Source organism: Sphingomonas sp. FW306-1B-B10E (assembly GCF_058782005.1).
Genome location: NZ_JBYSXG010000005.1, coordinates 52,161 through 78,676 on the forward strand (window position 1 = coordinate 52,161; position 26,516 = coordinate 78,676).

The 26,516-nt window shown below is 66.2% G+C and carries 20 protein-coding genes and 1 tRNA gene; 10 read left to right on the top strand and 11 right to left on the bottom strand.

Features of this window, described 5'->3' with window-relative positions; all coding sequences use genetic code 11:
- The first annotated feature begins 47 nt into the window (after nucleotides 1-47).
- Nucleotides 48-124 (top strand) — tRNA-Pro (locus AC3WJI_RS03375).
- A gap of 65 nt (nucleotides 125-189) precedes the next feature.
- Here AC3WJI_RS03375 and AC3WJI_RS03380 read toward each other — a convergent pair.
- Nucleotides 190-1,488 carry an FAD-dependent oxidoreductase gene (locus AC3WJI_RS03380; protein ID WP_492755831.1) on the bottom strand — a complete coding sequence of 433 codons (1,299 nt, stop codon included), beginning with the start codon at nucleotides 1,486-1,488 and terminating at the stop codon, nucleotides 190-192.
- Between the two features lie 95 nt (nucleotides 1,489-1,583).
- On the opposite strand from AC3WJI_RS03380, the gene pnuC reads away from it, so the two are divergent.
- Together pnuC and AC3WJI_RS03390 are read left to right on the top strand one after the other, a co-directional pair.
- The gene (pnuC, locus tag AC3WJI_RS03385) at nucleotides 1,584-2,138 is read left to right on the top strand and encodes a nicotinamide riboside transporter PnuC (protein ID WP_492755832.1); all 555 of its coding nucleotides are present in this window, start codon (nucleotides 1,584-1,586) and stop codon (nucleotides 2,136-2,138) included.
- On the top strand, nucleotides 2,135-2,668 hold the full coding sequence (locus AC3WJI_RS03390) for an AAA family ATPase (protein WP_492755833.1): 534 nt from the start codon (nucleotides 2,135-2,137) through the stop codon (nucleotides 2,666-2,668). The genes pnuC and AC3WJI_RS03390 overlap by 4 nt, the downstream gene beginning before the upstream one ends.
- 24 nt (nucleotides 2,669-2,692) lie before the next feature.
- Here AC3WJI_RS03390 and AC3WJI_RS03395 read toward each other — a convergent pair whose 3' ends face one another.
- Nucleotides 2,693-4,225 (bottom strand): methyl-accepting chemotaxis protein, encoded by a 1,533-nt coding sequence (locus tag AC3WJI_RS03395; RefSeq protein WP_492755834.1) that lies wholly within the window; start codon nucleotides 4,223-4,225, stop codon nucleotides 2,693-2,695.
- Complete coding sequence (locus AC3WJI_RS03400; RefSeq protein WP_492755835.1) at nucleotides 4,222-4,584, bottom strand: hypothetical protein; 363 nt, start codon at nucleotides 4,582-4,584, stop codon at nucleotides 4,222-4,224. The genes AC3WJI_RS03395 and AC3WJI_RS03400 overlap by 4 nt, the downstream gene beginning before the upstream one ends.
- Nucleotides 4,585-4,615: 31 nt before the next feature.
- Here AC3WJI_RS03400 and lepA point away from each other — a divergent pair, with 31 nt between their 5' ends.
- On the top strand, nucleotides 4,616-6,409 hold the full coding sequence (lepA, locus tag AC3WJI_RS03405) for a translation elongation factor 4 (RefSeq protein ID WP_492755836.1): 1,794 nt from the start codon (nucleotides 4,616-4,618) through the stop codon (nucleotides 6,407-6,409).
- 26 nt (nucleotides 6,410-6,435) lie between these two features.
- Here lepA and AC3WJI_RS03410 read toward each other — a convergent pair whose 3' ends face one another.
- Nucleotides 6,436-6,972, bottom strand: a complete 537-nt coding sequence (locus AC3WJI_RS03410) for a hypothetical protein (RefSeq protein ID WP_492755837.1) — start codon at nucleotides 6,970-6,972, stop codon at nucleotides 6,436-6,438.
- A 144-nt stretch (nucleotides 6,973-7,116) separates the two neighbouring features.
- Between AC3WJI_RS03410 and AC3WJI_RS03415 the strand changes: the two genes are divergently transcribed.
- Nucleotides 7,117-9,624 carry a DegT/DnrJ/EryC1/StrS family aminotransferase gene (locus tag AC3WJI_RS03415; RefSeq protein WP_492755838.1) on the top strand — a complete coding sequence of 836 codons (2,508 nt, stop codon included), beginning with the start codon at nucleotides 7,117-7,119 and terminating at the stop codon, nucleotides 9,622-9,624.
- An 18-nt stretch (nucleotides 9,625-9,642) separates the two neighbouring features.
- Here AC3WJI_RS03415 and AC3WJI_RS03420 read toward each other — a convergent pair whose 3' ends face one another.
- A complete protein-coding gene (locus tag AC3WJI_RS03420) occupies nucleotides 9,643-10,422 on the bottom strand; it encodes an SDR family NAD(P)-dependent oxidoreductase (RefSeq protein WP_492755839.1) in 780 nt (259 codons plus the stop codon).
- Between the two features lie 97 nt (nucleotides 10,423-10,519).
- Between AC3WJI_RS03420 and modA the strand changes: the two genes are divergently transcribed.
- From modA to AC3WJI_RS03435, 3 genes are read left to right on the top strand one after another with little or no spacing between them, the layout of a single operon-like run.
- The gene (gene modA, locus AC3WJI_RS03425) at nucleotides 10,520-11,275 is read left to right on the top strand and encodes a molybdate ABC transporter substrate-binding protein (protein WP_492755840.1); all 756 of its coding nucleotides are present in this window, start codon (nucleotides 10,520-10,522) and stop codon (nucleotides 11,273-11,275) included.
- A 25-nt stretch (nucleotides 11,276-11,300) separates the two neighbouring features.
- Entirely contained in the window at nucleotides 11,301-11,990 is a 690-nt protein-coding gene (gene modB / locus AC3WJI_RS03430; protein ID WP_492755841.1) for a molybdate ABC transporter permease subunit, read from the top strand.
- The gene (locus tag AC3WJI_RS03435) at nucleotides 11,980-12,591 is read left to right on the top strand and encodes an ATP-binding cassette domain-containing protein (RefSeq protein ID WP_492755842.1); all 612 of its coding nucleotides are present in this window, start codon (nucleotides 11,980-11,982) and stop codon (nucleotides 12,589-12,591) included. Before modB ends, AC3WJI_RS03435 begins: the two co-directional genes overlap by 11 nt.
- A gap of 36 nt (nucleotides 12,592-12,627) precedes the next feature.
- Here AC3WJI_RS03435 and AC3WJI_RS03440 read toward each other — a convergent pair whose 3' ends face one another.
- Nucleotides 12,628-13,491 carry a 2-dehydropantoate 2-reductase gene (locus AC3WJI_RS03440; RefSeq protein ID WP_492755843.1) on the bottom strand — a complete coding sequence of 288 codons (864 nt, stop codon included), beginning with the start codon at nucleotides 13,489-13,491 and terminating at the stop codon, nucleotides 12,628-12,630.
- Complete coding sequence (locus AC3WJI_RS03445) at nucleotides 13,491-13,997, bottom strand: DUF1993 domain-containing protein (RefSeq protein ID WP_492755844.1); 507 nt, start codon at nucleotides 13,995-13,997, stop codon at nucleotides 13,491-13,493. Before AC3WJI_RS03445 ends, AC3WJI_RS03440 begins: the two co-directional genes overlap by 1 nt.
- A 263-nt stretch (nucleotides 13,998-14,260) precedes the next feature.
- Between AC3WJI_RS03445 and AC3WJI_RS03450 the strand changes: the two genes are divergently transcribed.
- Nucleotides 14,261-15,079, top strand: a complete 819-nt coding sequence (locus AC3WJI_RS03450) for a Crp/Fnr family transcriptional regulator (RefSeq protein WP_492755845.1) — start codon at nucleotides 14,261-14,263, stop codon at nucleotides 15,077-15,079.
- 8 nt (nucleotides 15,080-15,087) lie between these two features.
- On the opposite strand, the gene map is transcribed toward AC3WJI_RS03450, so the two are convergent.
- The 4 genes from map to rpoB all read right to left on the bottom strand — a co-directional run bounded on the left by map (nucleotide 15,088) and on the right by rpoB (nucleotide 24,706).
- On the bottom strand, nucleotides 15,088-15,855 hold the full coding sequence (map, locus tag AC3WJI_RS03455) for a type I methionyl aminopeptidase (protein ID WP_492755846.1): 768 nt from the start codon (nucleotides 15,853-15,855) through the stop codon (nucleotides 15,088-15,090).
- Nucleotides 15,852-16,064 (bottom strand): ParD-like family protein, encoded by a 213-nt coding sequence (locus AC3WJI_RS03460; protein ID WP_492755847.1) that lies wholly within the window; start codon nucleotides 16,062-16,064, stop codon nucleotides 15,852-15,854. The genes map and AC3WJI_RS03460 overlap by 4 nt, the downstream gene beginning before the upstream one ends.
- Nucleotides 16,065-16,196: 132 nt before the next feature.
- A complete protein-coding gene (rpoC, locus tag AC3WJI_RS03465) occupies nucleotides 16,197-20,477 on the bottom strand; it encodes a DNA-directed RNA polymerase subunit beta' (protein WP_492755848.1) in 4,281 nt (1,426 codons plus the stop codon).
- A gap of 74 nt (nucleotides 20,478-20,551) precedes the next feature.
- Nucleotides 20,552-24,706 carry a DNA-directed RNA polymerase subunit beta gene (gene rpoB / locus AC3WJI_RS03470; RefSeq protein WP_492755849.1) on the bottom strand — a complete coding sequence of 1,385 codons (4,155 nt, stop codon included), beginning with the start codon at nucleotides 24,704-24,706 and terminating at the stop codon, nucleotides 20,552-20,554.
- Between the two features lie 371 nt (nucleotides 24,707-25,077).
- Here rpoB and AC3WJI_RS03475 point away from each other — a divergent pair, with 371 nt between their 5' ends.
- Complete coding sequence (locus AC3WJI_RS03475; RefSeq protein WP_492755850.1) at nucleotides 25,078-26,421, top strand: hypothetical protein; 1,344 nt, start codon at nucleotides 25,078-25,080, stop codon at nucleotides 26,419-26,421.
- Nucleotides 26,422-26,516: the final 95 nt, after the last annotated feature.

Consider the following 26,516-nt stretch of genomic DNA (forward strand, 5'->3'; position numbering starts at 1 on the left):
CAAGCGGCGGGCCACGCGGCTAGGCGCCTCCCCCTGCAATGTGTCGGCGGGAAGTGGCGCAGTCTGGTAGCGCACTGGTCTCGGGGTCCAGGGGTCGCAGGTTCGAATCCTGTCTTCCCGACCATTGCAGAAATCCCTCAGTTCGAACGATCCCGCCGGTGGAACCGACGAGTCGCGCAAGCGGCCGGGTCAGCCTTCGCGGGCGTCGAGCATCGCCTCCACGCTGGTGAACTTCTCGCGCGGGGAGCCTTCGCGCGCCGCGGCGATCTCCGCCGTGTCGATCTTCTGCCAGTCGCGGAACGTGACGACGTCGACGCCGCGCCCGGCGAGCAGCGCGTCTAGACCCGCGCGGCCCTGCTTGCCCGATCCTTCGCCGAGGTCGGCCGCGATCTTCTCGGCGATCGCGAAGCCGTCGGGCCGATTGGTCCCGATCGTTCCCGTCGGGCCGCGCCGAGCCCAGCCCACCGCATAGAGACCGGGGAGCACACGCCCGTCCTCGTTGGCGAAGCGGCCGGAACGCTCGTCATAGGGAACGCCGTGGATGGGCGGGGTGCGGTAACCGATGCAACTCACCACCAGCCTAGCTGGGATGGTGTAGCGCTCGCCGGTCCCGTGCGCGTTGCCGTCGATCCCCAGCGCGGTGCGCTCGACCACGACGCGCTCGACCTTGCCATCGCCTTCGATCGCCACCGGCATCGCGAAGAAGTCGAACAGGATGCGGATCGGCTTGTCGCTGCTTTCGGCGGCGGCGAACTTGCGCAGATGGCCGATCGACTTGCGCTGGCCCGGGTCGAGCGCCGCATCGGCTTCGATCGGCGGAAGGTCGTCGGGATCGATCACCGGTGTCGCGCAGGCAAGGTCGGCGAGCTCGCCGAGCTCCTTGGGAGTCATAGCGATCTGGTGCGGTCCGCGACGCCCCAGCAGCGTGATCGTGTCGATGCGCGAGGCCGTGAGCGCCGCCAAGGCGTGGTCGACAATGTCCGAGCCGGCGAACTCTTCCGCGCATTTCGCGAGGATACGCGCAACGTCCAGGGCGACGTTGCCGTTTCCGATCACCACTGCCTGCCCCTCGAGCGGCGGTGCGAGTCCTACATAATCGGGATGACCGTTATACCAGCCGACGAATGCCGCCGATCCGACCACGCCCGGCAGGTCCGCGCCCGGGATTTCCAGAGCGCGATCATGCGGCGCGCCGGTGGCGAGGACGACCGCGTCGTAAAGCGTGCGAAGTTCGTCGATCGACACGTCCTGACCGATCGTCACATGGCCGACGAAGCGGACATTGTCGGTCAGCGCGACTGCCTCGTAGCGGCGCGAGACGCCCTTGATCGACTGGTGGTCGGGCGCGACGCCGGAGCGGATCAGCCCGAACGGCACCGGCAGGCGATCGATGATATCGACCCGCACCGCGTCGCCGAAGGTCTTCTGGCAGGCCTCGGCGGTATAATAGCCCGCAGGTCCCGAACCGATCACCGCGATATGCCGCATCTGCTGTCCTCTCGCGTTTTGGGACAGGGTAGCGTGACAATTCGACAGGGCAACCCACTCGACCCTTCGGCAATGTTGCTGCTACGAAACGAAGCGTGAGCCCGATCGAAGCCGCCGCCACCCTGTTCGGGCTGATCAACGTGACGTTGGTGGTCCGGCGGAGCATGTGGAACTACCCGTTCGCGCTCGCCATGGTGTCGCTCTACGCGTGGATTTTCTACCACCAGCGGCTCTACAGCGACGCGCTGCTCCAACTCTTCTTCTTCGCGGTCAATCTATATGGCTGGTGGAATTGGGCACGCGCGCGGGCGGACATCGGCGAAGTGCGGGTCGAGCAGCTTGGCACGGCGGCGCGGCTCGGCTGGCTGGTCGGGATCCTTGCCGCCGCGGCGGCTTGGGGCACGCTGATGCACCGTCATACCGACGCCGCTTTCCCGTGGTGGGACGGCAGTATCGCAATGGCGAGCATTGCGGCGCAGATTATCCAGTCGCGGCGCAATTGGGAAAGCTGGCTTCTGTGGATCGCGATTGATATCGCCGCCGTACCGTTATTCGCCCTCAAGGGGCTCTGGCTCACCGCCGGGCTCTATCTCGTCTTCCTTGCCCTGTCCGTCTGGGGCCTGATCCACTGGACCAAAGTCAAAGCATGATTCCGCGTACCATCTGCCTTCATGGTCCCGAGAGCGTCGGCAAGACCACGATTGCGCGCCGGCTGGCCGAGCATTTCGGCGGCGAGCTGCTCGACGAATATGGCCGCGACTATGCCGAGACTCATGGGATCATGTTCACGATGCGCGACCTGGTCGAGATCGCGCAGAATCACGATGCCGGCGCGCGGATGCTGCTCGCCCAGGGCGCCGATCCGCTGATCCTCGATACCGACCCGCTGATGACCGCGGTATGGGCCGACATGCTGTTCGGCCAGCGCGATCCGTGGTTCGACGCGTGGCAGGGCACCGCCGACTTCTATCTGTTGTTCGACATCGACCTGCCCTGGGTCGCCGACGGCACGCGCATCTTCGGCACGCCGCCGATGCGCCAGCGCTTCTTCGATCTCTCCAAGGCCGAACTCGAGCGGCGCGGCGTGCGCTGGGCCTTGATCTCGGGACAAGGCGAGGCGCGCTACGAAGCGGCGCTCGCCGCGATCGCGGAGTCGGACGTTAACGGGGACGAGCACTAGCTCGCTTCCCTGGCTGGCATTCGCTTAGGCGGCGCGCAGGTCGCCTAGTAGCCGCTCCATATTCTCGCCGAGCGCGCGAGCGCGGTCGTCGAGCAGGCGGGCCAGTTCGGATGCACGCGAGGCGAGGTCGCGATTCTGGTCGACTGCGTCGCCGATGATCCGGCTGCGCGCGTCGGTGGTGCTGACATCCGCCATCACTGCATCAATTGCCTCGGAGATCGCTTCGATCGCGAGTCGCTGCTCGTCGACCGCCGCGGAAACGGCACGCGCAGATCCGCTCGCGGCGCTCATGCGCGAGGTGGTCCCCGAGACGATGTCGCCAAAGGTGCGCGCGGCGACACCGACGAGATCGAGCTTTTCGGCGATCTGATTGGTCGCCGCGGCGGTGCGTGCCGCCATCTGTTTCATTTCATGAGCGACCACGCCAAAGCCGCGGCCGGCCTCGCCGCTGCGCGCCGCCTCGATCGTGGCGTTGAGCGCGAGCAGATTGCTGTGCGCGGCGATTTCCGAGACGAGATCGAGAATGCTGCGCGCGCCGTCGATCTGGCGCGTGAGCTCGATCATCTGCGGCTCTAGCGCCCCGACGGTCTCGCTGGTCTCGTTGACCAATGCGTTTGCACGCTCGGCATTGTCGCCAGCGGCATGCGCCGCCTGGCTCAATTGGGTCGCGCCGGCGGCGACCAGCGATGCATTGGTCAGCGAGGTGTCGCTCGCCGCGCGCAATTGCGCATATTCATCCGAGAGCCGGCGCGCGATCCCGTCGAGCGTTCCCTCATGCTCCGACAGCGTCGCGGCGGCGGCGCGAAGCTCGGAGCCCAGCGTGCGGATGCGGTTCTCGATATCGGTCGATATGGCGGCGCGTCGGCCGTCGAGCGACTCTGCAAGCGCTTGCTCGGCCGCCTGACGTTCCGCAAGCCGTTGATCGCTGAGAGCCTGTGCCGACCGCAAATCGAGTAAGGCGGCTTGCGCTTCCTGCCGTGCCGCTTCGGCTTCGCGACGCGCGGTGTCAGCGGTTTCTCGGGCGCGCTGGCTGCGCAGAATGAGACGGCGGATGCGGTCGGTCGTGAAGATCAGGATCGCCGCCTCGCCGATCACCAGCCCGCCATGCAGGGCCACCCGTGCAAGCGATCCTGACCCCGGAAAGACCCATTCGGGCAATGCGTAGGAAAAGAGCAGATGGTGCCCGGCAGTGAGCGCGGCGAAGGCCACGATCGGGCGCCAGTCGCACAACAGCAGCAGCATCGACATGCTGACGAAGAAATACATGTGCAGATCCATCTGCCACGGTCGTCCGGCGGAGAGCGCGACGAACAGGGCAGGGAAGACCGACGCGGCGATGCCGAGCGCGCATCGCGCCGCCGCATCGTGGCGGCCGCGCGCGAAGCTGAGAGTCGGGACGAGCAGGACTGCGATGCCTGCGATCAGCGTCATCGGCAGTGCGTCGCTGCGCAGCAACCAGCCGGCGGGCGCCAGCACCAGCCAATTGAGCCAGAGCAGGCCGAGCAGCACGCGCGCGCCGGCGATCCGGAACGGCGCGAAGAGTGCGTCGTGGTTCATCGCCGGGCGCCGCACGCGGTGGGAGGCGCTGCGGTGATCAGGGTGGCGTGATGCAGCGCTTCATTGAGAAGTAGGGCGGTGCGCGCCTCGACCGCCAGCGAGCCGCGAAGCGGGCCGGCGCCGACGATCCGCGCGCCCGCGCGGGTCGCCCATGCGGCGACGCTGTCGGCACTCTGGCCGGCGAGCGGCACGAGCAGCAATTCGCCTTCGGCCGGTGGCGCGAACGCGATCGTTGAAAGCGCCACCCCGGCGGCGATCAGCTGGAGCGAGAGTATCGAAACGGCACGCGGCATCGCCGTGGCATGCGGCTGCGTGGTGAAGATCACGTTAAGCGCCGCCTCCGGTTGCCCCCTTCGCATCGCGCGCCGCCTTTGCTAGGGCCGCGCGATCATGGCGACCGAACTTTCCAAGATCCGCAACTTCTCGATCATCGCGCATATCGACCACGGCAAGTCGACCCTGGCCGACCGGCTCATCCAGCGCACCGGCGGCCTCTCCGAACGCGAGATGTCGAGCCAGGTGCTCGACAATATGGACATCGAGAAGGAGCGCGGGATCACGATCAAGGCGCAGACCGTGCGCCTCGACTGGAAGGGCCACGTTCTCAATTTGATGGACACGCCCGGCCATGTCGACTTCGCCTATGAGGTGAGCCGCAGCCTCGCCGCGTGCGAAGGTGCGCTGCTCGTCGTCGACGCGGCGCAGGGCGTCGAGGCGCAGACGCTCGCCAATGTCTATCAGTCGATCGAGCACGATCACGAGATCATCCCGGTGATCAACAAGATCGATCTTCCTTCGGCCGAGCCCGAGAAGGTCCGCAACGAGATCGAGGAGATCATCGGGCTCGACGCGAGCAACGCGGTGCTCGCAAGCGCCAAGTCGGGCATCGGCATCGACGAAATCCTCGACGCGATCGTCGAGCGGATCCCGGCGCCCAAGGGCGATGCCGATGCGCCCTTGAAGGCGATGCTCGTCGACAGCTGGTACGATCCCTATCTCGGCGTCGTCATCCTCGTCCGGGTGATCGACGGGACGATCCGCAAGGGTCAGCAGATCAAGTTCATGGCCGCGGGCACGACGCATCTGATCGACCGCGTCGGCGCATTCACGCCCAAGATCGAGCAATTGCCCGACCTCGGCCCCGGCGAGATCGGCTTCATCACCGCGCAGATCAAGGAAGTCGCCCAGGCCCGTGTCGGCGACACGCTGACCGACGCCAAGCGCCCGACCGCGGCGCCGCTCGAAGGCTTCAAGGAAGTCCAGCCGGTGGTGTTCTGCGGGCTGTTCCCGGTCGACGCGGCCGACTTCGAGAAATTGCGCGAGAGCATCTCCAAGCTGCGGCTCAACGACGCGTCGTTCAGCTTCGAGATGGAGACCAGCGCGGCGCTCGGCTTTGGCTTCCGCTGCGGCTTCCTTGGTCTGCTCCACTTGGAGATCATCCAGGAGCGGCTGAGCCGCGAATACGATCTCGACCTGATCACCACCGCTCCGTCGGTGGTGTACCGGATCAAGCTGACGCATGGCGGCGGCGAGATCGAGCTGCACAACCCGGCCGACATGCCCGATCCCACCCGGATCGAGGAGATCGCGGAGCCGTGGATCCAGGCAGTGATCTATGTGCCCGACGAATATCTCGGCTCGATCCTGAAGCTGTGCCAGGACCGGCGCGGCATTCAGAAGAACCTGACCTATGTCGGCGGCCGTGCGCAGGCGACCTACGAGCTGCCGCTCAACGAAGTCGTGTTCGATTTCTACGACCGGCTCAAATCGCTTTCGAAGGGCTATGCCAGCTTCGACTACGAACAGATCGGCCACCGCCCGGGCGATCTGGTGAAGATGGGCATCCTGGTGAACGAGGAGCCGGTCGACGCGCTGAGCATGATCGTCCACCGCGCCACCGCCGAAGTGCGCGGACGCGGCATGGTCGAGCGGCTCAAGGAACTGATCCCGCGGCACCTCTTCAAGATCCCGATCCAGGCGGCGATCGGCGGTAAGGTCATCGCGCGCGAGACGATCAGCGCGATGCGCAAGGACGTGACCGCCAAATGCTATGGCGGCGATGCCACGCGTAAGCGCAAGCTGCTCGAGAAGCAGAAGAAGGGCAAGGCGAAGATGCGCGAGTACGGCTCGGTCCAGATCCCGCAGGAAGCCTTTATCGCAGCGCTGCGGATGGGCGAGGAATAAGCGCCGTGTCTGGCGCTCGTTGAGGTTCAGGCGATCGCGGCGCGTATCTCCGCCATCCGCGCGTCGAGCGGCGCGATCCGCTGCTGGTCCTCGGGAGAAAAGAGCGGCAGCACGTCCATCCCCGGCTCCCAATAGGTTCGGGTGATCGCGCCGCGCTGCGCGACCAGCGCGATATATTCGCGGACCAGTGCTTCGTGGCCGTCGGGTGCCATGATGTTGGGGCGGTAAGTCGTGGGATCATAGGGCGCCGACGGATCGGGCAGGAACAGTACGCGCGGCGGGTTGCCCGCCTGCGGGGTAACGTCGAGCAGGCTGCCGTCGGGGCGACGCCAGACCGCATGATGCTCGGCCTCGAACCATCGGCCCGGCCAGCGCCAGATCGCCCAGCCATAGACCGCCTCGCCGCCTTGGGCTTCCGCTTGGGCCACCGAATTATCGAAGCAATACGCCGGCTTGGCCGCCGCCGCGGGGTCGACCGGCACGTAAAGCGGGGCTTCTGGCGAGATCGTCGCGCAGAAAGCGAGCGTCGCCGAATCGAGCTGTTCGGGAGGGCCGAGGATCATGCCCTGCGCTACCTCGCCGCGCTTCGCGCGTCCATGCGCCGGCGCGCGCCGGAAAAGCTTTACGAAATGGAAGGTTCGACGCGGTTAAGACCATCAGCAACCATGCCGGCCCTGCCGGCGAGCATGACGTTTGGGGGGAAGTCTATGGATCGGCTGCCGCTGATCGCGCCGCGTCCGCCGAAGCTGAGCCTGATGGGCGAAGCCTTGGCCGATATCGAGGCACGCGGTGTCTATTCGAATGGCGGTCCGGTGGTGCGCGGCTTCGAGGCGGCGGCGACCGCGCAGTTGTTCGCGGGGCAGGGCGATTGCCTCGCGGTGGGCAATGCGACGCTTGGGCTGATGCTGGCGATCCGCCACGCCGCCGGGCCGCGCGCGGGCAAGGGGCATTTCGCGCTGATCCCCGCTTTCACTTTCGCCGCGACCGCGCACGCCGCCGAATGGGCTGGACTGACGCCTTTGCTGTGCGACATCGACCCGCAGGATTGGGCGGCGAGCGCCGCTGCCGAAGCGCGCGCCTTAGAGAAATATGGCGACCGCATCGCCGTAGTGGTCCCCTATGCGACCTTTGGCGCCGGGATCGACCTGGCGCGCTACCGCGAATATGCCGCGCGCGGCGTCGGCGTGGTAGTCGATGCCGCCGCATCGCTGGGTGCGCTCGACTCGGACGGGCACCAGTTCGGCGCGGGAGCGCCCTTTGCGATCGTCTATTCGATGCACGCGACCAAGGTGTTCGCGACCGCCGAGGGCGGCCTGGTTCATTCGGGCGACGCCGGGCTGATCGAGGCGCTGCGGCGGATGAGCAATTTCGGCTTTGCCGGCGGGCGATCGGCCGAGGGGCCGGGGATCAACGCCAAACTGCCCGAAGTGCTCGGGCTGGTCGCGCGCGCCAAGCTCGACGAGATCGAAGGCGTCGCGGCGCACCGGATGACGCTCGACGCCGTCTATCGCCGCACGCTGGGCGGCTTCGCGGCTGAGAAGGGGTTCGAGTTCCAAGAATTGCACGGCTCGCGGCCCGCGCTGCAATTCCAGTCGCTGCTGCTGCCGCGCGCCTTTGCCGGGCATCGCCAGGCGATCGTCGAGGCGCTGACCGCCCAGGGGATCGGCGCGGCGCATTATTTCAGCCCGCATCTCGGCGAACAGCCCTGGTTCCGTGCGCACGGGTTCAGCGAGCCGCTGCCGGTGTGCGACGATGTGGCGGCGCGGGTGCTGTCGCTGCCGGTGACCGACGGAATGACCGAAGGCGATGTCGAGCGCATCTGCGCGGCATTGATCGATGCGTGCGCCGCCTCCGGGCTCAAGGCACTGCCGCAGGCCGAGCGGCGTGGGGCGCATGTTCATGCCGCCTTGCTTGTCGGCGGCGGCCCGGCAGGCACTGCATTGCTGACCGCGGCGAGCAAGAGCGACGCCCTTGTGCGGCTTGCCGAGACCGGGCTGGCGGTGGTCGAGCGCGACGCGGTGCTCGGCCGGGGCGGGCTCGGCGACTATGCAATTACCTCGGACAGCACCGCGGAGACCTTCCTGACCGCCGTGAAGGGCAATGGCCATCAGGGCATCGCCGCGCTCGAGAGCCACAGCGCTTGCCAGGAAGTCGCGATGCACGCCGGCAAGCTCGGCGTTCCGCTCGCCCGAACGACGCCGTTCCTCGAGGCAACCGGCGCGCAACTCGCCGCGATCGTGGCGGGGCGGGGAGGCACCGTGGCGACGCGGAGCGAAGTCGTCGAGGCGCGGCGCGTCGACGGCATCTGGGCGGCGCGGGTGCGCAACCTCGTCACCGGCGAAGTGCGCGTGATGCGCGCCGCGAAGCTCGTCATCGCCACCGGCGGCTATCAGATGCGTGCCAACGTCTATGCCGAGAAGGTCGCCGGCGCGGCGCTCGGCGACCTGGCCGGCGAACGGCTGATGACCGGAGACGAATTCCTGCGCACCGGCGGGCTGGACGTGCTGCGCGCGCGGATCGCGGGCATGCCCGCGCCTCGCATCGCGATCGTCGGCGGCTCGACCAGCGCGCTTGCAGCGGCTGCGCTGATCCTCAAGGCAGCACCGGCGTTGCCGCTCGGCGCGGGAGCGCTATCGCTTTATCATCGCCGTCCGCTGCGGCCCTTTTACCCGTCGGTCGAGGCGGCGCATGCCGATGGGTTCCGGGATTTCGGCCCCCAGGACATCTGTCCCGTCAGCGGCTTCGTCTACCGGCTCGCCGGCTTCCGCCTAGAGGCGCGCGAGCTAGTGCTGCGGATGCTCGGCGTGGGCGGACGCGCGCCGGACCCGCGCATGGCGCTCAAATCGATCGGCGATCTGGACGAAGCCGCCGTGCGCGCTGAACTGGCAGGCGCAGACGTGGTGATCGGCGCGCTCGGCTACCGCCCGCGCGCGCTTCCCTTGTTCGATACCGACGGCACGCGGATCGCGCTCGCCGCCGATGCCCCGGGGCGGCCTCGCCTGGTCGACCAGCAATGCCGCGTCATTGATGCCGAAGGCCAGCCGGTGCCCGGCGTGTTCGGGATCGGTCTCGCGTCGGGACACGTCCCGGACGGACGCCTCGGGGGTGAGGCCAGCTTCAGCGGCAAGGCCAATGGTCTATGGCTGTGGCAGAATGATATCGGCCAGATGATCGTCGACCAGTTGCTCGACACGCAGGCGCAGGCAGTCGCCTAGCAGGTCCCGCCTGACAGGTTAATCGGCCCTGGCGAATTTCGCGACGAGTGCATCCGGCAGCAGGCGAGCTGCCGCAGCCTTGATCTTGCCGGTGAGCGCCGGGGAGACGACATGGTCCTTGCCCGCCAGCATCGCCTCATAGCCAGCGCGCGCGACCGTCGCCGGATCGGCCTTCGGCTCGCGCGCGGTGAGTGAATCGGGGTCGACCTTGGCGCGTTCGAAGAAATCGCTCTGGGTGAGATCGGGCATCAGCGCGGTGATCGTCACGCCGCTATCGGCGATTTCCTCGCGCACCGCTTCGGCGAAGTTGCGCAGGAACGCCTTGGTCCCCGAATAGACCGCAAGGCGCGGCGACGGGCCGAGTGCGACGACCGACGAGGTGATCAGCACGCGCCCCGATCCGCGCGCGACCATCGCGGGCAGGAAGAGCTTGGCGGACTGGACCACTGACGTGATGTTCACTGCGATCGACTGTAGCTCGAGATAGAGATCGCTCTGTCCGACGAAATCGCCCCAAGCCCCCGATCCTGCGTTGAGACACAGGAAATCGGGCAGGCCGGCGAATTGCTCGGTCTCGTGGAACAGCCGTGCACCGCCTTCAGGCGCACCCAGATCGATCGACCAGGCGTCGACCTGCGCAGCGCCCGCGGTGCGGAGCTCATCGGCGGCGCGATCGAGCTTGTCGCGGTCTCGCGCGACGATGATCAGCCGATGCCCGTCTGCGGCGAAACAGCGCGCGAGTTCGAGCCCGATCCCGCTCGAGCCCCCCGTGACTAGCGCCAGACCTGATTGGGTCATGCAATCTCCTCGGCACGCTCAACCCGCGGGTGCGTCAAAGGGGTCCTTGCCCCCGCTATATCCACTGGGTCATAGCATCGTGCGTGAGGAGACGGATATGATCGGCCGGCGTGCATTTCTGTTCAGCCTCGGGGCGACGGCGGCAGCCGCGCCCCGTGCCCTGGCGGCTCCAGCTGCGCCCCTTGTGCTGGCCGCTGCGAGCATGCAGGAATCGCTGAACGCCGCAGCCGATGCCTGGGCGCGGCTTGGCCATGCCCGGCCGATATTGTCGTTCGCGGCATCGTCGGCGCTCGCGCGGCAGGTCGCCGCCGGAGCCCCCGCGGACCTGTTCATCTCGGCCGATGAGCCCTGGATGGACGATGTCCAGCGCCGCGGGCTGATCGTATCGGGCACCCGCACGAACCTCGTCGGCAATCGCATCGTGGTGGTCCAGCCGGCGAGCGCACGGCCCGCCGGCACCGCACCGCTGTCGCGGCTGCTGGCGAGCGGAAGGGTGGCGCTCGCCGATCCGGCCTCAGTGCCCGTGGGGCGCTATGCCCAGGCGTCGCTGACCCGGCTCGGGCTGTGGAACACCGTCGCGCCGCGCGTGGTGCGCGCCGAGAATGTCCGTGCCGCGCTGGCGCTGGTCGAGCGCGGCGCGGCCGAATGGGGCGTGGTCTACGCAACCGATGCACGCGCCTCGCGGCAGGTGCGCGCGGTCCGGATGCTGCCTGCCGAGACCCATCCGCCGATCCGCTATCCTCTGGCGCGGTTGCGCAGTTCGACGAGTCCCGATGCCGAGGGCTTCCGGCGCTTCCTGCTGTCGGGCGCCGGCAAGGCGATCTTCGCGCGCTACGGTTTCACGTCGGCATGAGGGCGCGACGCATTCAGGATCACCGATGCTGAGTCCCGACGAATGGGGAATCGTTGCCTTGTCGCTCAAGGTCGGCGGCGTGGCGGTGCTCGCCAGCCTTCCCCTCGCGTTTGGACTGGCCTGGCTGCTCGCGCGCGGACGCTTCCCCGGTAAGGTTCTGCTCGATGCTCTGGTCCATCTGCCGTTGGTAGTCCCGCCCGTGGTGACCGGATGGCTGCTGCTGCTCGCCTTCGCGCCGACGGGGCCAATCGGCGGATGGCTGCAAAGCTGGTTCGGGATCAGCGTACTGTTCCGCTGGACCGGCGCCGCGATCGCCGCCGCGGTGATGGCGCTGCCGCTGATGGTACGCGCGATCCGGCTCTCGATCGAGAGCGTCGACCGGCGGCTCGAGCAAGCCGCGCGCAGCCTGGGCGCGGGACGGTGGCGGACATTCCGAACCGTCACCCTGCCGCTCAGCCTGCCCGGAGTGATCGCGGGGGTGGTACTCGGCTTCGCGCGCGCGCTGGGCGAGTTCGGCGCGACGATCACCTTCGTCTCCAATGTTCCGGGCGAGACCCAGACCCTGCCGCTCGCCATCTATGCCGCGTTGCAGACGCCCGGCGGAGAGGCACTGGTGCTGCGGCTGGCGGCAATCTCGGTGCTGCTGTCGCTTGCGGCGTTGATCCTTTCCGAAGTCGTGGCGCGCCGCGCGGGCCGGGGGCTCCATGTCCTTTGACATCGATCTCGCCAAGCGGCTGGGCGATGCCGAGATCGCCTGCCGGATCGAGGGCGGCGACGGGCTCACGGTGCTGTTCGGCCCATCGGGCGTGGGCAAGACCAGCGTGCTCAACATGGTCGCCGGGCTGATGACGCCCGATCGCGGGCATGTGCGCGTCGGTGGCGATCCCTTGTTCGACGCCGCCTCCGGGGTGGACCTGCCGCCCGAGCAGCGGCGCGCTGGCTATGTCTTCCAGGAGGCGCGGCTGTTCCCGCATCGCCGGGTGCGCGCCAATCTGCTCTATGGCTGGCGGGCGGGGCAGGGTGCCGTCGATGTCGACGAGACGGTCGCCTTGCTCGGGCTGGCCGGGCTGCTCGACCGCTGGCCGCGGACGCTGTCGGGTGGCGAGGCGCGGCGCGTGGCGATCGGGCGGGCATTGCTGTCCAATCCGCGCTTCCTGCTGCTCGACGAGCCTCTGTCGTCGCTCGATCGGGCGCGCCGCGAGGAAATCATGCAACTGATCGAGCGATTGCGCGACGAGCGCGGTCTGCCGATCCTGATGGTCACGCACGATCGGAACGAGGCGGAACGGCTGGGGAATAGGATCGTAGAGATTTGACTCGCCGCGCTCCTGCTCCTGCAGGAACGCTACGGACTATCTCGCGCTTGCTGCCAACAATGCCGCCATCGCTTGGTTGAGCGGGGTTGGGATGCCGTGCCTTGCGCCCAGCCGGACGATCACGCCGTTGCGCGCATCGAGTTCCATTAGCCGGCCGGCGACGAAATCGGCATGAAGCGAATTGACCGAGTCCGGATGCGCCTTGCGGGTCCATCCGACCACCTGCTCGGCAAGCGTGTCTGGCAAGGTCGCACCCTCGGCGCGGCCGACCGCGATGCATTCGCGCACGAGCCCGCGCATCACCTCTGCAACGCCTTCGTCGTTGGCGACTTCGGCCGCCCGCCGGGTGATCGCGCTGACGATGCCCGAGCAGTTGATCGCGAGCTTGCGCCACGCCGCGGTGACGAAATCGGCGGTTGTGGCCGCCTCGATCACAGTATCGGCGAACAAGGCGGCCAGCGCCTCGCCGGCCGCGCCCTGCGGCACCAGGATCGTGCCGTTGCGGCGCTGGACGATACGGTCCGGTGCGGTGCGCTCGGCGGGAAGGTCGATGATCACCGGCACGGTCCGCTCGGGCGGAACGCTTGGGAAGCGCTGGCGCTGTTCGACGCCGTTCTGGATCACCGCCAGATGCGTGTCGGGACTCATCAGCCCGGGCAGCCATGCCGCAGCGGCGGCGCAATCATAGGTCTTGGTCGTCGCCAGCACCCAGTCGACCTGCATTGCCTCAGCCGGATCGGTGAGGATGCGCGGCGCCGCGCGGATCGTGCGCTCGGGAGCCTCCACCTCAAGGTCGGCGAGCGGGCTGCGCGCGCAGACGGTCACATCGTGGCTCTGCGCCAGCCAGGCGGCGAGCGTTCCCCCGATGGCGCCCGCGCCGATCACCGCGATCCGTGCCATCAAATGCCGCCCAGATAGTCCATCTTGCCGAGCGGCACGCCATTGTGGCGGAGGATCGCGTAGGCGGTTGTGATGTGGAAATAGAAATTGGGCAGCGCGAAACCGAGGACATAGCTGCGCCCGCTGAACTGGAAGCTGCGCCCTGGCGTCTTGAGTTCGACTTCGGAATCCTCGCGGCCGTCGATCGCATCGCGCGTCACCGAATTGAGGAAGTCGACCGTGGCGGCGATGCGCGACTGAAGTTCCTCGAAACTGACTTCGGTGTCAGGCATCGCCGGGGGCTCGATGCCTGCGAGACGCGCGGCTGCGAATTTGGCGGCGTCGCTCGCGCGTTGGATCTGCGAGGTGAGCGGCGCCATGTCCTGATAGAGTCGCGCCGTGAGCAGATCGCCATGCGCCACGCCTTGCTGGTCGGCATATGCCCGCGCCTTTGCGAGAAACGCTGCCATTGCCTTGAAGCCGCGAAGAAAGACGGGGATCGTGAGGTCGTAGAGCTCGGTTGCCATGCGCGCGGAATAAACGCGGGGCGGCGATTTGGCTAGCGGGGCAGCGTGGCCATCGGAGCGCGGCCGGGAAATCGCAAAATAAATCTATTTATTATCAGCGGTTGTGCAAGGTTTGTCTTAATTTGAGTACAGCATTTTCGAGTCTGATTATTAATTTTGGTGTTTATAGGCAAAATCGTCGAGATAATTCGAAAAGCACTTTGCACAGAAAATGCAGACGCGTGGCGATCGATCCTGCCCTATGTTATGATCCGATGTCGTAATTGAACTTTTCCCGTAGTGGTGACTTAGAGATGTCTAGCTCCCGCCCTTATCGGGGAGAAGGCAAAGTGGCAGATGCCGATCAACCGCTCCAAATGCTGGTCCGCAGGCTAGAATCCAGTCACTCGCTGCATCGCGAGGATCGTGAAGCGCTGATCGCGCTGCCGCACAAGCTGCGCTGCCTCGATGCCGGCACCTACACGGTGCGCGAGGGGGACGGGCCCCAGACCTGTAGCATCCTGTTGTCAGGCTTCGCCTATCGGCAGAAGATGACGGGCGAGGGGGCGCGCCAGATCGTGGGACTCCATATTCCGGGCGAAGCGCTCGACTTTCAGAATTTGTTCCTCGAAGTCTCGGACCATAATGTCCAGATGCTGACGCGCGGGCAGGTCGCGGACGTACCGATCGCCGCTTTTCGCGCGATTGCCTTGGGGCGGTCCGAGGTCGGGCGCGCAATCCTGGTCACGACGCTCATCGAGGCCTCGATATACCGCGAATGGGTTCTCAATATCGGCCGCCGGGACGCGCGCAGCCGGCTTGCGCACCTGCTCTGCGAGTTCGCGCTCCGCCTCGAAGCACAGGGGCTCGTGCATCCCGACCGCGGGTTCGAACTGCCGATGACCCAGGAGCAACTGGCCGACGCTTCCGGGCTGACCCCGGTGCACGTCAATCGCGTGCTCAAGGCGCTGGAGAGCGAAGGGCTGATCCTGCGCAACCGACGCAACATCAGCTTTCCGGACTGGCGGCGGCTCCGCGAGATCGGCGACTTCAACCCCCGCTATCTGCATCTGCGCGAACGGGTGGAGCAGGGGGCTTTCTGATCGCTGGATTATGCAGCCGCGCGCTCGTCGCGCCGCAGCGTCAACACCGACACGCCGGTAGCGGTCACCGCGACGGTGTGTTCGAATTGGGCGGACAGCGAGCCGTCCCGCGTCACCACGGTCCAGCCATCGGCTTCGGTCTGCACCGCGCGGCGCCCCCGGTTGAGCATCGGCTCGATCGTGAATACCATGCCTTCGCGCAGGATGAGCCCAGTGCCGGGCTTGCCGAAATGGAGGATTTGCGGATTCTCATGCATCTCGCGGCCGATGCCGTGGCCGCAATATTCGCGCACCACCGAATAGCCGTTGCGCTTGGCATGGCGCTCGATCGCCCAGCCGATATCGCCGAGCCGCGCGCCCGGCCGGACCGCCTTGATGCCCATCCACATCGCCTCATAGGTAGTCTGGACCAGCTTCCTGGCAGCGGGGTTCACGTCGCCGATCAGATAGGTCTTGCTCGAATCGGCGATGTACCCGTTCTTCTCGAGCGTGATGTCGAGATTGACGATGTCGCCGTCGCGCAGCACGTCTGACTGCGACGGGACGCCATGGCAGACGACGTGGTTGATCGAGGAATTGAGCACAAAGCCATAACCATACTGGCCCTTGCTCGCGGGCCTGGCATCCAGATGGTCAGTGATAAAGCGCTCGACCATCGCATCGATCTCGAGCGTCGACTTGCCGGCGAGCGGAGTACGATCGAGCATTTCGAAGACTGAGGCGAGCAGACGGCCGGATTCGGCGAGTAGCGCCAATTCGTAGGGCTGTTTGGTCATGCGTCGCTCAGGGCAAGCGGCCTGGCGGAAACGCCTGCGGCACTAAGCTCGCGCTCGACGATCTCGGTGAAGCTCAGCTGCGGATTCGTCTCGCACAGCATGCCGATCTTGATCCACCATGCAGTCTGCGCATTGATCGAGCGGCAGGCCATCTTGCTCGCGCGGCGCAATTGATCGTGCAGATCGTCCTCGATGTTCACGATGCCCAAGCATAGTCTCCATATATGATTCGTATATGGATCGTATATCCCGGCGCGCTGAGAGCCAAAGAAAAACGCCGCCCCCCGGTCTCCCGGGCGGCGGCTTTTCTGTTCAGCGCCTGAGCGGCCGAACGAACGCGATCACTCGCTTTCGTTCAGATACTCGCCGGCATCCGCATCGGTGCCGTGGCCCGAGGGGACCACGCTGGCCAGCGCGTCGTCGCCGGTGCCGCCGGAGTCGCGGACCGAGCGGGCGAGCTCGGCTTCATGCTCCTCCGCGGCACTGTTCGGTGCGATGAGCGAGGCTTCGGTCATCTTGCGCTGTGCCACGCGGAGCGCCGCGTCACGCGACGAAGCCGCGACACGCAGGCGGTTCATGCCCGCGCCGGTGCCCGCCGGGATCAGGCGGCCGACGATCACGTTCTCCTTGAGACCGAGCAGGGTGTCCTGCTTGCCCTGGACTGCCGCCTCGGTGAGGACGCGGGTGGTCTCCTGGAACGACGCTGCCGAGATGAAGCTGCGGGTCTGCAGCGACGCCTTGGTGATGCCGAGCAGGATCGGCTTGCCCTGTGCGGGGGCCTGACCCGGAGCGAGCTTCGAGTTCTGCTCGTCCATCTCGTCGCGGTCGAGCTGCTCGCCCACCAGCAGGGTGGTATCGCCGCTCTCGGTGATCTCGACCTTCTGCAGCATCTGGCGAACGATCACCTCGATGTGCTTGTCGTTGATCTTCACGCCCTGGAGTCGATAGACTTCCTGGATTTCCGACACGAGATATTCGGCGAGCGGCTCGATGCCGAGGACTTCGAGGATGTCGTGCGGATCGGGGCTGCCGCCGATCAGGTTGTCGCCACGCTTGACGTAGTCGCCTTCCTGAACGTCGATCACCTTCGACTTGGGCACCAGATACTCGACGACCTCGCCGCCATCCTCGGGCTGGATGCCGATCTTGCGCTTGGCCTTATAGTCCTTGCCGAACACGACACGACCCGAGACCTTCGCGATGATCGCGTTTTCCTTGGGCTTACGTGCCTCGAACAGCTCGGCGACACGCGGCAGACCGCCGGTGATGTCGCGGGTCTTGGCGGACTCGCGGCTGACACGGGCCAGAACGTCGCCGCCCTGAACCTGCGCACCGTCCTCGACCGAGAGCACTGCCCCCGGTGCGAGCATGTAGCGGCCGGCCTCCTCGGCGCTTTCGCCGGTGAGGGTCAGACGCGGACGAAGGTCCTCCTTCTTGGCCGAGACACCGCGATTCTCGGTGATGACGCGCTGGGCGATGCCCGTCGCTTCGTCGACCTGCTCGGTCATCGTCTTGCCGTCGATCACGTCGACGAACTTCACGGTGCCCGGGTTCTCGGTGATCACCGGCATGGTGAACGGATCCCACTCCGCCATGCGGTCGCCCGCGCTGACGATGTGGCCGTCATCCATCAGCACATAGGCGCCGTACGGGATGCGGTGCACCGCGAGCTCGCGGCCGTCCATGTCGACGATCGCGATTTCGCCCGAGCGGCTGAGCACCACGCGGCGGCCACGCTGGTCGACGATGATGCGCAGATCGCGATACTCGATCGTGCCGTCGACCGGCGCTTCGAGGTTCGACTGTTCGTTGAGCTGCGCCGCGCCGCCGATGTGGAAGGTGCGCATGGTGAGCTGGGTGCCCGGCTCGCCGATCGACTGCGCCGCGATGACGCCGACCGCTTCGCCGATGTTCACCGGGGTGCCGCGGGCGAGATCGCGCCCGTAGCACTTGCCGCACACGCCGATGCGCGCTTCGCAAACCAGCGGGCTGCGGATCTTCATCCCCTGGATGCCGGTGGCTTCGATCTGCGCGACCGCCGCCTCGTCCAGCAGGGTGCCCGACGGAATGACGACGTTACCGTCCTTGTCCGCCACGTCCTCTGCCGTGGTGCGGCCGAGGATGCGCTCGCCGAGCGACGCGATGGTGCTGCCGCCCTGGACGATCGCGCGCATCTCGAGCGCACGCTCGGTGCCGCAATCGTCTTCCATGATCACGCAATCCTGCGACACGTCGACGAGACGGCGGGTGAGGTAGCCCGAGTTGGCGGTCTTCAACGCCGTGTCCGCGAGGCCCTTGCGGGCGCCGTGGGTTGAGTTGAAATATTCAAGGACGGTCAAGCCTTCCTTGAAGTTCGAGATGATCGGGGTCTCGATGATCTCGCCCGACGGCTTGGCCATCAGGCCGCGCATGCCGGCGAGCTGCTTGATCTGCGCCTGCGAGCCGCGGGCACCCGAATGGGCCATCATGTAGATCGAGTTGATGTCCTTCTCGCGGCCGTTCGGAAGCTTCCGCACTGCCTTGATCTCGTCCATCATCGCGCCCGCCACCTGGTCGCCGCAACGGCTCCAGGCGTCGATCACCTTGTTGTACTTCTCCTGCTGCGTGATCAGGCCGTCCTGATACTGCTGCTCATAATCCTTCACGAGCGCCTTGGTCTCATCGACGAAACCGACCTTGGCGTCCGGAATGATCATATCGTCCTTGCCGAACGAGATGCCGGCGCGGAATGCGTGGCGGAAGCCCAATGCCATGATCGCGTCGGCGAACAGTACGGTCTCCTTCTGGCCGGTGTGGCGATACACCTCGTCGATCACGTCGCCCACGTCCTTCTTGGTGAGGAGGCGGTTGACGGTCTCGAACGGCACCTTGTGCGACTGCGGCAGCGTCTCGCCCAGCAGCATGCGGCCCGGGGTCGTCTCATAGCGCTTGAGGTACTGCTTGCCCTCCGCATCGGTCTGCGGAACGCGGCTGACGATCTTCGAGTGCAGCGTGACCGCCCCGGCGTTGAGCGCCTGGTGGACTTCCTGCATGTCGGCCAGGATCATGCCTTCGCCCGGCTCGCCCGACTTCTCCATCGAGAGATAGTAGAGACCGAGGACCATGTCCTGCGACGGCACGATGATCGGCTTGCCGTTGGCGGGGCTGAGGATGTTGTTGGTCGACATCATCAGCACGCGCGCTTCCAACTGCGCCTCGAGGCTCAGCGGAACGTGCACGGCCATCTGGTCACCGTCGAAGTCGGCGTTGAACGCCGAGCAGACCAGCGGGTGGAGCTGGATCGCCTTGCCTTCGATAAGGACGGGCTCGAACGCCTGGATGCCCAGACGGTGGAGCGTCGGCGCGCGGTTGAGGAGGACCGGGTGCTCGCGAATGACTTCGTCGAGGATGTCCCAGACTTCCTTGCGCTCCTTCTCGACCCACTTCTTCGCCTGCTTGAGGGTCATCGAGAGACCCTTGGCGTCGAGACGGGCGTAGATGAACGGCTTGAACAGCTCGAGCGCCATCTTCTTCGGCAGGCCGCACTGGTGCAATTTCAGCTCAGGCCCGGTCACGATGACCGAACGGCCCGAATAGTCGACGCGCTTGCCGAGCAGGTTCTGGCGGAAGCGGCCCTGCTTGCCCTTGAGCATGTCGGACAGCGACTTGAGCGGACGCTTGTTGGCGCCGGTGATCGTGCGGCCGCGGCGGCCGTTGTCGAACAGCGCGTCGACGGCTTCCTGGAGCATGCGCTTTTCGTTGCGGACGATGATGTCCGGCGCACGCAGCTCCATCAGGCGCTTGAGGCGGTTGTTGCGGTTGATCACGCGGCGATACAGATCGTTGAGATCCGAAGTCGCGAAGCGGCCGCCGTCCAGCGGCACCAGCGGGCGCAGCTCGGGCGGAATGACCGGAACGACGTCAAGGATCATCCATTCGGGGCGGTTGCCCGAGTCGATGAAGCTCTCGACGACCTTCAGGCGCTTGATGATCTTCTTGGGCTTGAGCTCGGACTTGGTGACCGCCAGCTCGTCGAGCAGCTCCTTGCGCTCACCCTCGAGGTCGAGGTCCATCAGCATCTGCTTGACGGCCTCGGCGCCGATCCCGGCCGAGAAGGCGTCCTCGCCATATTCGTCCTGCGCGTCGAGCAGCTCATCCTCGGTGAGCAGCTGATACTTCTCGAGCGGCGTCAGGCCCGGCTCGATGACGATATAGGCTTCGAAATAGAGCACGCGCTCGAGCTGCTTGAGCTGCATGTCGAGCAGCAGGCCGATGCGCGACGGCAGGCTCTTCAGGAACCAGATGTGCGCGACCGGGGCGGCGAGCTCGATATGGCCCATCCGCTCGCGGCGGACCTTCGAGACCGTGACCTCGACGCCGCACTTCTCGCAGACGATGCCCTTGTACTTCATGCGCTTGTACTTGCCGCACAGGCACTCGTAATCCTTGATCGGACCGAAGATGCGCGCGCAGAACAGGCCGTCACGCTCGGGCTTGAACGTGCGGTAGTTGATCGTCTCGGGCTTCTTGATCTCGCCGAACGACCAGCTGCGGATGCGGTCAGGCGAGGCGATGCCGATCTGGATCTGGTCGAAGGTCTCCGGCTTGGCCACCGGGTTCGCGAAGTTGGTCAGTTCGTTCATTTCGTTTTCCTCATGGGAGGACAAATCTCTGGGCGGGGAGGGAAGGGCGCCACCCGCAGGTGACGCCCGAACCCTTATTCCGCCGCGATCGCGACGCCGTCGCTATCGAAGCCCGGCTCGTCGTTCTTGAGTTCGACGTTGAGGCCCAGCGAGCGCATTTCCTTGACGAGCACGTTGAAGCTCTCGGGGATGCCGGCCTCGAAGGTGTCGTCGCCCTTGACGATCGCCTCGTAGACCTTGGTGCGGCCGACCACGTCGTCCGACTTCACCGTCAGCATCTCCTGCAGCGTATAGGCCGCGCCGTACGCCTGCAGTGCCCAGACCTCCATTTCGCCGAAGCGCTGTCCGCCGAACTGCGCCTTACCACCCAACGGCTGCTGAGTGACGAGGCTATACGGCCCGATCGAACGCGCGTGGATCTTGTCGTCGACCAGATGGTGAAGCTTCAGCATGTAGATGATGCCCACCGTGACGCGGCGATCGAACATGTCGCCGGTGCGGCCGTCGAACAGCTCCGACTGCCCCGAGCTGTGCAGCCCGGCCAGTTCGAGCATGTCCGAAACGTCGCTCTCGCGTGCACCGTCGAACACGGGCGTGCCCATCGGCACGCCGGTCTTCAGATTGCCCGCCAGCTCGACGATCTGGTCGCTGCTGCGCGCCTTGATCTCGTCAGCGTAATGCTCGCCATAGACTTCGAGCAGCCGCGACTTGACCGCCTCAGGCATGTCACCGCCCTTAGCATCCGGATTGGCTTCGCGCCAATCCTCGAGCGCAGTGTTGATCTGCTGGCCCAGATTGCGCGCGGCCCAGCCGAGATGCGTCTCGAAGATCTGACCGACGTTCATGCGCGAAGGCACGCCCAGCGGGTTGAGCACGAGATCGACCGGCGTCCCGTCGGCGAGGAACGGCATGTCCTCCGCCGGCAGAATGCGCGAGATGACGCCCTTGTTGCCGTGACGGCCGGCCATCTTGTCGCCCGGCTGCAGCTTGCGCTTCACCGCGACGAACACCTTCACCATCTTGAGCACGCCCGGCGGCAGCTCGTCGCCGCGCTCGAGCTTCTCGCGGCGGTCCTCGAACTTGTCCTTGATGCGCTTCACGGCCTCATCATACTGGCCCTTCACCGCTTCCAAGTTCGCCTGCATCGCGTCGTCCTGGACGGAGAACTTCCACCATTCGTGACGATCGACGCTGTCGAGCAGGTCGGTGTCGATGGCGGCGCCCTTCTTGAGGCCCTTCGGCGTCGCGGTCGCGACCTGGCCGATGAGCATCTCCTTCAGGCGCGACCAGGTCGCACGGTTGAGGATGTTGCGCTCGTCGTCCGAGTCCTTCTTGAGGCGCTCGATCTCTTCGCGTTCGATCGCCAATGCGCGCTCGTCCTTGTCGATGCCGTGGCGATTGAAGACGCGGACGTCGACGATCGTGCCGGCAACGCCCGGGGGCAGGCGTAGCGAGGTGTCGCGCACATCCGAGGCCTTCTCGCCGAAGATCGCGCGGAGGAGCTTTTCCTCCGGGGTCATCGGTGATTCACCCTTCGGCGTGATCTTGCCGACGAGGATGTCGCCCGGCTCGACCTCTGCACCGATGTACACGATGCCCGCTTCGTCGAGGTTCCGAAGAGCCTCTTCGCCGACGTTCGGGATGTCGCGAGTGATGTCCTCCGGCCCGAGCTTGGTGTCGCGGGCCATCACTTCAAACTCGTCGATGTGGATCGACGTGAACACGTCGTCCTTCACGATTCGCTCGCTGATGAGGATCGAGTCCTCATAGTTATAGCCGTTCCACGGCATGAACGCGACGAGCGCGTTGCGGCCGAGCGCCAGTTCGCCGAACTCGGTCGATGGGCCGTCGGCGATGATGTCGCCGGAATTGACCACGTCGCCCACCTTCACCAGCGGACGCTGGTTGATGCAGGTCGACTGGTTCGAGCGCTGGAACTTCATCAGCGTGTAGATGTCGACGCCGCTCTGCGTGGCTTCGACATCGCCCGACGCGCGGATGACGATACGGGTCGCGTCGACCTGGTCGACGATGCCCGAGCGGCGTGCGGCGATCGCCGCACCCGAGTCACGAGCGACGGTCTCTTCCATGCCGGTGCCGACGAAAGGCGCTTCGGCCTTCACCAGCGGAACGGCCTGGCGCTGCATGTTCGAGCCCATCAGCGCGCGGTTGGCGTCATCGTTTTCCAGGAACGGAATGAGCGATGCGGCGACCGAGACGAGCTGCTTGGGGCTGACGTCCATCAGCGTGATCTGCTCGGGCAGCGCCATCAGGAACTCGCCCGCCTGACGCGACGAGACCAGCTCCTCGGTAAAGCGGCCATCGGCGTCGAGATCGGCCGAAGCCTGCGCGATCGTGTGCTTGGCCTCTTCCATCGCCGACAGATAGACGACGTCGTTGGTCACCTTGCCGTCGACGATGCGGCGGTACGGCGTCTCGATGAAGCCGTACTTGTTGACGCGCGAGAAGCTCGCGAGGCTGTTGATCAGACCGATGTTCGGGCCTTCCGGCGTCTCGATCGGGCAGATGCGGCCATAGTGGGTCGGATGGACGTCGCGAACCTCGAAGCCCGCGCGCTCACGCGTGAGACCGCCCGGCCCGAGCGCCGAGACGCGACGCTTGTGCGTTACTTCGGAAAGCGGGTTGGTCTGGTCCATGAATTGCGAGAGCTGCGACGAACCGAAGAACTCGCGCACCGCGGCAACCGCGGGCTTCGCGTTGATCAGGTCGTTCGGCATCACGGTCGACACGTCGACCGAGCTCATGCGCTCCTTAACGGCGCGCTCCATGCGGAGCAGGCCGACGCGGTACTGGTTCTCGAGCAGCTCGCCCACCGAACGCACACGACGATTGCCGAGATTGTCGATGTCGTCGACTTCGCCCTTGCCGTCCTTGAGGTCGACCAGGGTCTTGACCACCGCAAGGATATCCTCGGTGCGAAGCGTCGTGACGGTGTCCTCGGCGTCGAGGTCGAGGCGCATGTTGAGCTTGACGCGGCCGACGGCCGAGAGGTCGTAGCGCTCCGGATCGAAGAACAGACCGGCGAACAGCGATTCCGCGGTCTCGAGCGTCGGCGGCTCGCCGGGGCGCATGACGCGGTAGATGTCGGACAGCGCCTGTTCGCGCTCCTCGGCCTTGTCGACCTTGAGCGTGTTGCGGATCCACGGACCCGTCGAGATGTGGTCGATGTCGAGCAGCTCGAGCTTCTCGATGCCTGCCTTGTCGAGCAGTTCGAGATTCTCGGCCGACACTTCGTCACCGGCTTCGATATAGATCTCACCGGTCGACTCGTTGATCAGGTCGTACGCCGAATAGCGGCCGAAGATTTCCTCGGTCGGGATCAACAGCGTCTCAAGCCCGTCCTTGGCTGCCTTGTTCGCGGCGCGCGGGCTGATCTTCTGCCCGGCGGCGAACACGACTTCGCCCGACTTGGCGTCGACGATGTCGAACATCGGCTTGGCGCCGCGCCAATTCTCGGCGGCGAACGGGATCTGCCAGCCATTCGGACCGCGGACATAGGTCACGCGGTTGTAGAAATAATTGAGGATGTCCTCGCTGTTCAGACCGAGGGCATAGAGCAGCGACGTGACCGGCAGCTTGCGCTTGCGGTCGATACGGACGTTGACGATGTCCTTGGCGTCGAACTCGAAGTCGAGCCACGAGCCGCGATACGGGATCACGCGCGCCGCGAAGAGGTACTTGCCCGACGCGTGGGTCTTGCCACGGTCATGATCGAACAGCACGCCCGGCGAACGGTGCATCTGCGACACGATCACGCGCTCGGTGCCGTTGATGAAGAAGGTGCCGTTGCCCGTCATCAGGGGCATGTCGCCCATATAGACGTCCTGCTCCTTGATATCGAGGACCGAGCGGGCTTCCGTATCGGGATCCACCTCGAACACGATCAGACGCAGCGTGACGCGCATCGGCGCTGCATAGGTGATGCCGCGCTGACGGCATTCCTCGACGTCGAACTTGGGGTTCTCGAGCTCGTAATTGACGAAGTCTAGCTCGGCGGTGCCGGCGAAGTCGCGGATCGGGAAGACCGACCGCAGCGTCTTTTCGAGGCCCGACACATAGCCGATCGAGGGATCGCTGCGCAGGAACTGCTCGTAGGATTCGCGCTGAACCTCGATCAGGTTCGGCATCTGGACCACTTCGTGGATGTTGCCGAACACCTTGCGGATGCGGCGCTTCATCGTGCCGCCCTCGATTGCTTTGGTTGCCATGGGTGTTTTGTGCCTCGTCAGCCGTAATTTCGGTGCCCCTGTCCGGGGCCGGGACGTGCGAAAGGACGCGAAAAGGCTGCACGACTCCCCTTCGGGTTTCGGCAGCTTTCAGCGTCCTATGAACGCCACAACGCCAATTCGATCGATGCACTGCGCGACTGCGCATCATTTCCCGGTGCTGTGGTGTGACGGCGATATAGGGGCCGGGGCTGCGCATGTCAAACCGCCCAAGGAACCTTTTTGGCTTTGGCAAGTGCGGGATTTCGCGGGCTGAACCTTGAATTAACCCTGTAATTCGTCGTGGATTGGCAACGGATCGGCGCACTAAGCGGGGTCCGATTCCGGGTTCCACTCATTTAACCTGCGATATGATGAAGAACCAAACCGCTCGCCCCCGCACCGCGCTGTTGATCGGCGCCGCGCTCCTCGCAACCCCCGCTTTCGCACAGGAGGCGCCGACGCAGACGGTCACGCCGCCGCCGATCGCAGTGACGCCGGCTCCGGCGCCTGCTCCGGCAGCGCGCGTCGAGATGGCGCCGTCGACGCCGATCGTCCAGCCTGCGCCGCCGCCCGGGCCGCGCCCCGGCACGGTGACCGAGGCCGAACCGCGCGCCGAGCGCTCGGCACCGCGCGCGATCCAGACGCGACAGACCGTACGCCAGACCACGCGCGCGGCAGCCACTCCGGCCCGTGAAGCCGCGCCGGCTCCCGCCCCCCAAGCTGCGCCCGCCGCGCCGGTAGCCCAGTCGCCTGCGCCCGTCACGGAGGCGCCCGCACCCACGACTGCTGCCCCGGCTCCGGCACCCGAAGCTGCTGCACCGGTCGCTGCCGACACCGCAACCACCCAGACCGAGACGCGCAGCGGATCGAGCTTCGCCTGGCCTTGGCTGCTCGGCGGCCTGATCGTCCTGATCGCGGGCGCCGCGGCATTCCTGCTCATGCGTCGCCGTCGCGACGAGGACGAACTGGTCGAAGAGCGCGTGTACGAAGAGCCCGTGACGCGCGCTTATGAGGCACCGGTCGCGCCGCGCGCCTATGAGGCGCCTATCGCTGCCACGCCGGTCCGTGCGACGCCTGTCGTCGAGCCGCGCCACGAGCCGGAGGTGAGCCCGTTCACGCCGGCGACCGCCGCGATCCCCGCAACGGTCGATGATGTTACCGAGGCGCATGTGGAGGCCGAGCTCGCCGAGCCTGCGACCGAGGACCTTGCCGGCGTCACCGACGCCCCGGCGCCGGTTTCAAACCGCCCGTGGCTCGAGTTCGGCCTCCGTCCGGTCCGTGCCGGCACCAGCGAAGACGAGGCACTGGTCGATGTCGAGCTGACCGTCGGCAATGCCGGCGACGTTCCCGCCCGCAACGTCCGCATCTCGACCTTCATGCTCGCCGATGCCGAGGGCAACGAGATGGACAATCTGCTGACCGAGCGTACCGCGGACACCGCGGTTCCGCCGGTGACGATCGAGGCCGGCGACGGCACTCGCGTCGACGCGCATCTCGCGGTGCCGAAGGGCGAGATGGGCCGCGTGTTCAACCCGGTCGTCGTTGCCGAGGCGCGCTACACGCTCGCCGACGGCAGCGAGGGCCGCACCTCGGCCAAGTTCAAGATTGGCCGCCCGAGCCCGGTCAGCGACGGCGTCGGCCCGATCGGTGCGACCCGCCCGCACATGGTCGAGGATGTCGAGGCCGAGCTGCTGGGCACGCCCGAGCACGCGTGATCTGAGAGCTACCAGACCCTCCCCAATCGGGGGGTAGGGGATGGGCACGGCGGGCGAGGGTCACCTCGCCCGCCGTTTTACTATTCCGCTCTCCT

Bases quoted from the DNA above. Each gene is read 5' to 3' on its own strand.
- modA (WP_492755840.1), top strand. From the start codon at position 10,520: ATGATCGGCCGGCGTGCATTTCTGTTCAGCCTCGGGGCGACGGCGGCA.
- rpoC (WP_492755848.1), bottom strand. From the start codon at position 20,477: ATGAACGAACTGACCAACTTCGCGAACCCGGTGGCCAAGCCGGAGACC.
- AC3WJI_RS03380 (WP_492755831.1), bottom strand. From the start codon at position 1,488: ATGCGGCATATCGCGGTGATCGGTTCGGGACCTGCGGGCTATTATACC.
- map (WP_492755846.1), bottom strand. From the start codon at position 15,855: ATGACCAAACAGCCCTACGAATTGGCGCTACTCGCCGAATCCGGCCGT.
- AC3WJI_RS03410 (WP_492755837.1), bottom strand. From the start codon at position 6,972: ATGATCCTCGGCCCTCCCGAACAGCTCGATTCGGCGACGCTCGCTTTC.
- AC3WJI_RS03420 (WP_492755839.1), bottom strand. From the start codon at position 10,422: ATGACCCAATCAGGTCTGGCGCTAGTCACGGGGGGCTCGAGCGGGATC.
- modB (WP_492755841.1), top strand. From the start codon at position 11,301: ATGCTGAGTCCCGACGAATGGGGAATCGTTGCCTTGTCGCTCAAGGTC.
- AC3WJI_RS03395 (WP_492755834.1), bottom strand. From the start codon at position 4,225: ATGAACCACGACGCACTCTTCGCGCCGTTCCGGATCGCCGGCGCGCGC.
- AC3WJI_RS03475 (WP_492755850.1), top strand. From the start codon at position 25,078: ATGAAGAACCAAACCGCTCGCCCCCGCACCGCGCTGTTGATCGGCGCC.
- AC3WJI_RS03415 (WP_492755838.1), top strand. From the start codon at position 7,117: ATGGATCGGCTGCCGCTGATCGCGCCGCGTCCGCCGAAGCTGAGCCTG.
- rpoB (WP_492755849.1), bottom strand. From the start codon at position 24,706: ATGGCAACCAAAGCAATCGAGGGCGGCACGATGAAGCGCCGCATCCGC.
- AC3WJI_RS03440 (WP_492755843.1), bottom strand. From the start codon at position 13,491: ATGGCACGGATCGCGGTGATCGGCGCGGGCGCCATCGGGGGAACGCTC.
- AC3WJI_RS03400 (WP_492755835.1), bottom strand. From the start codon at position 4,584: ATGCGAAGGGGGCAACCGGAGGCGGCGCTTAACGTGATCTTCACCACG.
- AC3WJI_RS03390 (WP_492755833.1), top strand. From the start codon at position 2,135: ATGATTCCGCGTACCATCTGCCTTCATGGTCCCGAGAGCGTCGGCAAG.
- lepA (WP_492755836.1), top strand. From the start codon at position 4,616: ATGGCGACCGAACTTTCCAAGATCCGCAACTTCTCGATCATCGCGCAT.
- AC3WJI_RS03435 (WP_492755842.1), top strand. From the start codon at position 11,980: ATGTCCTTTGACATCGATCTCGCCAAGCGGCTGGGCGATGCCGAGATC.
- AC3WJI_RS03445 (WP_492755844.1), bottom strand. From the start codon at position 13,997: ATGGCAACCGAGCTCTACGACCTCACGATCCCCGTCTTTCTTCGCGGC.